A 7,946-nucleotide genomic window follows, 5' to 3' on the forward strand; every position below is an offset into this window, starting at 1 on the left:
AAAAAAAGGTTAAAAGTAGAGTAGAAAGCGCTATTTTTAGATGCATGTTTTTTTGTTTTGTTGAATTCGAACCAAAATAAGAATTATAAATTAGAAAGTAAGCAAAGTTTTTACATCGGCTTAGGGATAGCAGCGGCAGCGCGTATTCCGAATTTATTCGGAAGCGTATTATAGCGGAAAGCCCGGCCCCGATTTTATGAGGGGAACGCCCCCAAATAATTGTGTGATAGAATTGCTTTTAAACAAAACCTATGCGATAAGTGTTTTTAATACATGAATATTCTACTTACTGGTGTTACGGGGTATATTGGTCGGCGCTTGTTGCCTTTGTTGGTTGCTGATGGTCATAAGGTGTACTGTTGTACACGCGATAAGGATAGATTTGAAATAGAACCGTCTTTACGCGCGAATATAGAGGTAGTAGAAATCGACTTTTTAAAGAAGGAGCTTCCTTCTAATTTTCCGAAAAAGATTGATGTTGCTTATTACCTCATCCATTCGATGTCTAGCTCTAAAGACTACGCAGCCTTGGAGGAAAAAGCAGCGCATAATTTTGTAGCGTTATTGGATAAATGTGCTGTTGAGCGCGTGGTTTACTTGAGTGGAATTGTTAATGATGACAAGCTCTCCAAACATTTGAAATCAAGAAAAAGGGTAGAGGAAATCTTGTTGGCAGGCCCATTTAACACGATTGTTTTCCGTGCTGGAATCATTATAGGATCTGGAAGTGCGAGTTTTGAGATTATCAGAGATTTGGTGGAAAAACTTCCGTTTATGGTGGCTCCCAAATGGTTGAATACGAGATCACAACCCATCGCTATTTCTAATGTACTTACCTATCTTAAAAAATCTATTCATTTACCCTTTATGGAAGATAGGGTTTTCGATATCGGAGGTCCGGATGTGTTGACCTATAAGGAAATGCTCTTGCATTTTGCAAAGGTGAGAAGGTTGAAAAGATCCATTGTTACTGTTCCTGTGATGACGCCTAAACTGTCATCGTATTGGCTTTATTTTGTGACTTCTACTTCTTATCCCTTAGCGAGTGCTTTGGTAGAGAGCATGAAGGTGGAGGTGGTGTGTAAAAACCATGATATTAGAATGTTTATAAAGCAAGACTTGTTGACCTACGATGAAGCCTTGCGTCGTGCTTTTGAGAAAATAAATCACCATGAAATTGTATCGAGTTGGAAGGATGCCTTTGCAAGTGGTCAGCTGAATTTTAAAATTTCTGATTTCATAACCGTTCCGCGCTATGGATGTTTTAGAGATGTGCGCAGCGCAAGGGTAGAAAGTGTGGATACGAGTGCGTCTAAAATTTGGCACATTGGTGGCAAAACAGGATGGTATGCTGCGAATGCTTTGTGGAAAATGAGAGGTTTTCTAGACAAATTAGTGGGGGGAGTAGGTTTACGCCGTGGAAGAACCCATGAGGATAAGATTGACGTGGGCGACGCCATTGATTTTTGGCGTGTTTTATATGCCGATAAAGAGGAAACCAGGTTGCTCTTGTTTGCGGAAATGAAACTACCGGGTGAAGCTTGGTTAGAGTTTAAGATAGTAAATGGAAGACTGGTACAAACTGCAACGTTTCGTCCGCGCGGTATTTTGGGCCGACTCTACTGGTACGCCGTTTTGCCATTTCACGGTATTGTTTTTAGTAAAATGTTGAAGTCTATTGCTTCGCGTTAGCGTGCAGCGGCTTTGTTTTCTCCCATTCTTAAGCGGTAAGCACTAGGTGAAATTTGTACGTGTTTTTTAAAGAAACGACTAAAGTAAAAAGGATCCTCGTAGCCCAATTCATAGCCAATTTCTTCTACCGTTTTATTGGTGAGGTATAACTCGCGTTTGGTTTCAATAATAATACGTTCTGCAATTACTTGGGAGGGAGTTTTGCCATAACTTGCCTTTACCAATTTACTGAGTGCGTTAGGAGTGATGTGCAGCAATTTTGCATAATCTTTAGGTGCGTGAATTTCCTTGTAATTTTCTTCAATTGCTTCCTTAAAACGAGCAACGATTTCTTTCTCATGGGTTAAGTTTTCCCTTTCTTCAACAGGTTCTTGTGTGTTCTGCTTAATCCTAGAGCATTGAATTAAGATGAGTTTGAGGTAGGATAAAATAGCGTCTTGTGTTGCAAGTTTATCTGTACACACATCTTTTTCCATGCCTTCTACCAGCCAATTTAATTGCTGGGCATTCTCATTGCTTATCTCTATAAACGGATGTTCGTACACGTTGTTGAACAGAATGCCATCACAGGCAATTTCACTGTGGTGTTTGTGTATACAAAAAAAGTTAGGGTGAAAATGTAGTACAACTCCTTGTGTTTTTTCTGTGGGAGAAAACATAAAGGGCTGAAAGGGAGAACAAGCAAAAAGCGTGTGGTCTTGGTATTCGTATTCTTGCGTATCCACCAAAGTTTTGCCCTTTCCTTGTTGTATCCAAATCAAGGAATAGTAGGGAAGGCGTTGAACGTGGTCAAAGTGATGAAGGCTTTCAAACGTATAGAGTTTGAAAGCCAATTCACCATTTTTATCATCCAACAGCGTGTATGTATTATTTTCAATCACAACAATCTGTCTTTTTTATCTATTGGCATGTCATTGATACTCGCATATCTTTTTTGCATGAGTCCGCTCGGAGCAAACTCCCACATTTCATTGCCATAGGCTCTAAACCATTCTTCTTCTTTGGTACGGTACTCATAGAAAAACCTTACAGCAATACGGTTGAAATTATAACTCCAAAGCTCTTTCTTGAGTTTGTACTCGAGTTCATTTTCCCATTTTTGAGCTAGAAACGTTTCTATTTCTTGTCTTCCTCGAATAAACTGGTTTCTATTTCTCCAAATAGAATCTGGCGTATAGGCCAAGGCTACTTGTTGTGGGTTCCTGCTGTTCCAAGCCTCTTCCGCCAATCGTACTTTTAAGTGAGCGCTTTCATAGTCGAATGGCGGAAGTGGAGGACGCTTTCCTTCTGCTTTATTAAAGTTCATCTGCCAAAGGGAAATCGATCGCTACTTGTGATAAGTTGTGCAAGTAATTCATGATGATTTTATCTCCGATTTGAACGATGACATCTATCAAATTACCGTGGTTGTAGCCTTGGGCATAGAAGTTCTCTAAATTTGTTTGACTAATATTTCCTTTGTTTACGGTAATGTCTTGCGCAATTTTTACCAAAGCATTCAGTTTACTATCAGAGGCACTTCCTTTACGTAAGGCTATGATTTCCTCGTCGTTAAATCCGTTCATTTTACCGAGAGCAGTGTGTGCACTTTGGCAGTAACGACAGTTGTTACTTTGACTAACTACCAAGTTAACCGCTTCTTTTTCCTTGTTGGATAAAGAGGTTTTACCGCCTTGAAACGTTAAGTATCTTTCTAAAGCCGTTTCTGAATGCGCCATGGCAGCGTATAAATTAGGAACGAAACCTAAGGAGCTTTTTAAATTGTCGAAAATCGCTTGGTTATTGGCTGATACTTCTTCTCTTACGGGTACATTTAAATTTTTCATTTTACAGTGTTTAAAATTGTTTGTCATTATCGACACTGCAAAGTTGGGGCGATTAAGCTCCTTAAAGAATAGACAGTTTATGCCATTGCATGGACAATTTTACTATCAGGTTTCTTTCAAGACTTAAAGTCCGTAATGTAAAGAGTGTTGGACGCTATTCTTCCTCTTTTTTATCCAAAATAAGTAGCTCACCTTGTTCCATCAATAGATACACATTATCTGGTTTATCCTCGGGTAATTCTTGGGTAGGATAGAAGTGGTAAAGGGCGTAAAAGTCAGTATCTATCTTTATTCTTTCGCGTTGTAGTTTCATAAACAGCCAAGGATTGATAAAAGCCCAATCTATGTTCTCTAATTCGCTAACTTCTTTTGTACTGGCGGTATCACCCGAAAAATAAAAACGTTTCCCATGCCATGTTACTACATAAGAGTAATGTCTCATGGAAAATCTATGTGATGTTTTTATGGCTTCTATTGTAAATGTTTCCTTTAAACTGTCGAGTTCTCCTGCATTCCAATTGCCAAACACTTTTCCTCCTTTGGCATTTTTGGTTTTTCGCATCAATTTTCTTGAATAGTGATCTGAATGGTGATGGGTAAAAAGGAAAACAGCATTTTCTTGTATGCTATCAAGTTCACTTTCATCGTATTCCATGTAGTTGTGTGCTCCTGATTTGTATGGGAAATCTATGTAAAGATGAGATGCTCCGTCACTCAAGTAAAGTCCGCAATTCCCGATGAATTTGGCAGTAATAGTGCTGTCTTGTGCGTAAAGTTGAAAGGAGATAAAAATCAAGAATAGCGCCGAGAGTTGTTTGATCATAAGGGGTCTTTTGGATTGTGGTTTATATTTTTTTCTTTTAATTTCCAGCCTAAAGATACATCAACCCCCCGTGAAGATAACCTACTTAAAAAGATAGGGTTCACACTTCTTTACGAGTACCTTCTAAAGCTATCCTCGTATTGTATGGGTATTCTTTATCTTGGTTGCTCGTGTAGTAGGCTTAGATATGAAATTTATCTGTCTAAAATACTGCGTTTAGTTGAGAAAGGAAAAAAGTATGTATGATCGCGTTAAGTGGGTTGAATATTTTGAATGAACTTCTTACGCGCGCGTCCAACCGGAGCTATTTTACTCCAAGCCACTATCATTACATCTATTTTCAAGGCTTGTTTTTCTTCTGGTGTTAACTCTATAATTGAAAGTTGAATACTTAGACTATCCGTCGAACGAGGTTTACAATAATTATTAAAAAACTCTGATTTACTCAAAGCTATGGCACCCCAATTGTTTGTAGCGAAATGAATACGCTTGTTTTCAAGAGAAATAAGACTATCCTCGGTTTGAATAAGTTCTTTGAGATACTCAATTTCATGAGGGTTGAGCACTTGATTATCGTTCTTTCCTATACTGTCTACATGATATTGTGAAAGACCGAAAAAGGGAAGGAGTAACAAGAGTATAAGCGTTTTCATGGTTGTGTTTTTATGTTTTATTTAAAGGGATTGGACCATTTTTCATTGGTATAAACATCTTCTCCAGCAAGGGTTTGTAAAAAGGAAATTATATCTGCTTTTTCAGCGAGTGTTAACTGAAGCTTTTGTGGGTTACCATTGGGTAAAAGTCGCTGGTCTATGCCTTGTAGACTCAAACTACCACTGATGTCGTTGTAGTGATTGATAACACTGAAAAGGTTAAGGAATTTACCGGTATGCATGAAGGGACCATTCAAAGTTCCATCCGTCTGGGTTAAGTTACGAAGACTCGGTGAGCGCGTAACTGTTAGGTCAGTCCCCGTGTTATTTGCTGTACCAACCACCCCGTTGTGTTTGGAGTTGGGCACTATATCGAATTCAGGAGCTTTATGACATACCGCACAACCAGCACCTCCGCCTATACGTTCTCCACTTTGGTTAAATTGAACGGGTTGCATAAACAAAGCTTTACCATTATTCTCATTAGCAGTAAAGTTGGGGAAATCAGCCATATTGCTATTTACTTGGGCGCGGCCTACGTCGTATTTGGCATCAAAAGACTGTATGCTTCTTATAAATTGCGCCAATGCCCATTGCATTTTTTCTTCTGTCAGGGTTTCAGAACCAAAAGCCTTGTTAAAGAGTATAGGATAATAGGGAAGAGCTTCCAGACGTTGGATTAAATCAGACATTCCTAAATCTCCGTTTTCTCCGCTAAAGCCCATCTCTATGTGGTCTTGAATAGGCATGGTGCTTTGTAGCTCTAGATCATCGGCTCTTTCATCCCAAAAGAACTTTTCTTCATCTCCAAAGCGAGCATTAATCAAACGCATAGAATGCCTTCCTGTTAATCCATTTACGCCTTGGCTAAGTGTTACATCATCACCAAAACCATGCGCTTGTTTGTGGCAACTAGCGCAAGAAGTACTCTGGTCAACCGAGAGTGCTTTGTCGTAAAACAATACTCTACCCAATGTTGCTCCAGCATCAGTTATGGGATTGTAGGCAGGTGTATTATCTTTTGTTATATAAGTAGGGGCGCTTTGGTTCGCATAGTTCTCGAGTGCATTTAAATCTATGTTCAAAGCTTCATCGATAATCTCTTGTTCACTTGGGGGTGTGTAAGGGGTGAGGGTATCTTCTTTTTTACAGGAAAATAAAAGCAAAACAATCGCAATGCTTAGAATTGTTTGTTGTGTAGTCATAGCCCTCGTTATTAGTTGCTTATTAAGACTTTTATTGTGCCAAAAGGTTTAATGTTACTTTGCTAAATATTGAAAATTATTGGAATTCATTGGACGCGATAGCATAACACAAACACCTTTCTAAGTGAGGATAGTCCTTTAAAAAAGGATGTTTAAACGCTCCTTGTAGCTTCATTCCAATTTTCTGCATTACGCGTTCAGAAGGTGTATTTACTTCCGGACAAATGGCAATTACTTTCTCTAATTTCAAAACTTCAAAAGCGTAGGCTAAACAACGTTGTGCCCCTTCAGTTGCATAGCCTTTCCCCCAAGCAGAGGGTTTGAGTCGCCAGCCAATATCTGTAGCAGGAGTGAAGCTGGACTCAAAATCCTTCCAAGACAAACCTATAAAACCGATGAATTCACCACTTTCTAATTCATCTACAGCATAATAAGTGTAACCCAACTCTTGGAATTGACTGTTGAATTTTTCTATACTCGCTTTACTTTCCTCCTGAGTCATTAGCGTTGGAAAATACTGCATCACATCCGTATTTGCGTTCATTGCCGCATATATGTCTAAGTCAGCATCTTTCCAATTTCTGAAGCCCAAACGTTGGGAAGTGAAGATGTAATTATTTTTCATTGTTATGGACGGGGTTTAATAGTCTTGAAGTTTTTCATCCCACACAGATTGAAAGGTGATTTTAGATTTAGACTTATCTGTAGAATTTCTTTCTATGTTTTTACAAAATTCATTGAGGTTAAGATAAGCTAAACGCGGGAAAAAAGTAAGTGCTTGTTCCTGGTTATTCTTATCAATAAACACCAGGGAAAGCAGATTTCTTCCGTTTAAATTCAATCCTTTCTTACTCAAGGTAACAACCTTACTAAAGGGAAGAGTTTCGACTTCCTTTCCTTTAAAAAGGTAGATATACTCCCCGTCAAATTTTACAACTTGATTTTTCCTTAAAAGGTAATGGATCAACCCACGAAAAGCGAAGAAAAATAGTAAGATGAATAGGAAACTAATTCCTTTATGTAAATAATTTAAAACTCCATCAAACAGTAATTCTAGCCCTATAATTATGCAGATTACAGCTACAGGGTAAATGGCATATTTGAGGAGATTTAAATCTGCTGATACTCGTTTGTGCATGTTTTTAAAGGGGGCTTTTTAATAAGACGTTAAGTCCTTTTGCCGTTGTTAGTGTTTACGACAAGTGTTCGTTTAATACATTGCAAAAATAATAACCATAACCGTTCCGGGAAGTACGAATACCAAGGAGATAATACGGGCAAAAATAAACCACGGACTCTTTCTTTTAAAGATGAAGGTAGCCAGTGGGATGAGTAGAAATATTTGCAACCAAGGGAACCAACTAAATATGGAACGATGTCTCCATTCTTCGTGATACCTACTGGTGTTTTCGTCTATCTTTAGTTTGTAGCTGAGTTTTTTACCTGTTTTGAAAATAGGCGTGTAGGTGAGTTGTAAACTATTTTCTTCATGATCAAACCAGTCCGATAACAAGGGGGCAAAAATGTAATCTTCAACATCTAGTATTTGGTGCCAGGTCCATTCCCATTCTCTGTTTATTTCCCAATCGTTTTCTGTAAGACTTTTTGTAGGACCATCAAAGAAGGTTTCTATGGTGAATACAATCGCCATTGCCGTACAAAAGACAACAACTACTTTAAAAAGTAACCATTGTTTACCTGATGTAATACGTTGATAAAATGCTTCACTTTCTTGTTGTTCTTTTTC

The 7,946-nt window shown here is 38.4% G+C and carries 10 protein-coding genes; 1 reads left to right on the plus strand and 9 read right to left on the minus strand.

Annotated features, from left to right (window positions below; genetic code table 11):
- Positions 1-273: 273 nt before the first annotated feature.
- Positions 274-1,692, plus strand: a complete 1,419-nt coding sequence (locus R3333_RS10420) for an SDR family oxidoreductase (RefSeq protein ID WP_318958734.1) — start codon at positions 274-276, stop codon at positions 1,690-1,692.
- On the opposite strand, the gene R3333_RS10425 is transcribed toward R3333_RS10420, so the two are convergent.
- The 9 genes from R3333_RS10425 to R3333_RS10465 all read right to left on the minus strand — a co-directional run.
- Positions 1,689-2,573, minus strand: a complete 885-nt coding sequence (locus R3333_RS10425) for a helix-turn-helix domain-containing protein (RefSeq protein ID WP_318958735.1) — start codon at positions 2,571-2,573, stop codon at positions 1,689-1,691. The genes R3333_RS10420 and R3333_RS10425 overlap by 4 nt on opposite strands.
- Positions 2,570-2,998 carry a nuclear transport factor 2 family protein gene (locus R3333_RS10430; RefSeq protein WP_318958736.1) on the minus strand — a complete coding sequence of 143 codons (429 nt, stop codon included), beginning with the start codon at positions 2,996-2,998 and terminating at the stop codon, positions 2,570-2,572. Before R3333_RS10430 ends, R3333_RS10425 begins: the two co-directional genes overlap by 4 nt.
- Positions 2,988-3,518 carry a carboxymuconolactone decarboxylase family protein gene (locus tag R3333_RS10435; RefSeq protein WP_318958737.1) on the minus strand — a complete coding sequence of 177 codons (531 nt, stop codon included), beginning with the start codon at positions 3,516-3,518 and terminating at the stop codon, positions 2,988-2,990. Before R3333_RS10435 ends, R3333_RS10430 begins: the two co-directional genes overlap by 11 nt.
- 154 nt (positions 3,519-3,672) lie before the next feature.
- Positions 3,673-4,341, minus strand: coding sequence for a hypothetical protein (locus R3333_RS10440; protein ID WP_318958738.1), 669 nt, complete (start codon positions 4,339-4,341; stop codon positions 3,673-3,675).
- A 251-nt stretch (positions 4,342-4,592) separates the two neighbouring features.
- On the minus strand, positions 4,593-4,994 hold the full coding sequence (locus R3333_RS10445; protein ID WP_318958739.1) for a hypothetical protein: 402 nt from the start codon (positions 4,992-4,994) through the stop codon (positions 4,593-4,595).
- 17 nt (positions 4,995-5,011) lie between these two features.
- Complete coding sequence (locus R3333_RS10450) at positions 5,012-6,199, minus strand: cytochrome-c peroxidase (RefSeq protein ID WP_318958740.1); 1,188 nt, start codon at positions 6,197-6,199, stop codon at positions 5,012-5,014.
- A gap of 76 nt (positions 6,200-6,275) precedes the next feature.
- Positions 6,276-6,824, minus strand: a complete 549-nt coding sequence (locus R3333_RS10455; protein ID WP_318958741.1) for a GNAT family N-acetyltransferase — start codon at positions 6,822-6,824, stop codon at positions 6,276-6,278.
- A 15-nt stretch (positions 6,825-6,839) separates the two neighbouring features.
- On the minus strand, positions 6,840-7,337 hold the full coding sequence (locus R3333_RS10460; RefSeq protein ID WP_318958742.1) for a hypothetical protein: 498 nt from the start codon (positions 7,335-7,337) through the stop codon (positions 6,840-6,842).
- Between the two features lie 72 nt (positions 7,338-7,409).
- Positions 7,410-7,946, minus strand: a 537-nt coding sequence (locus tag R3333_RS10465; protein WP_318958743.1) for a hypothetical protein, incomplete at its 5' end; no start/stop codon positions are given.

Source organism: Lishizhenia sp., assembly GCF_033720595.1.
Classification (GTDB): Bacteria; Bacteroidota; Bacteroidia; order Flavobacteriales_D; family Crocinitomicaceae; genus Lishizhenia.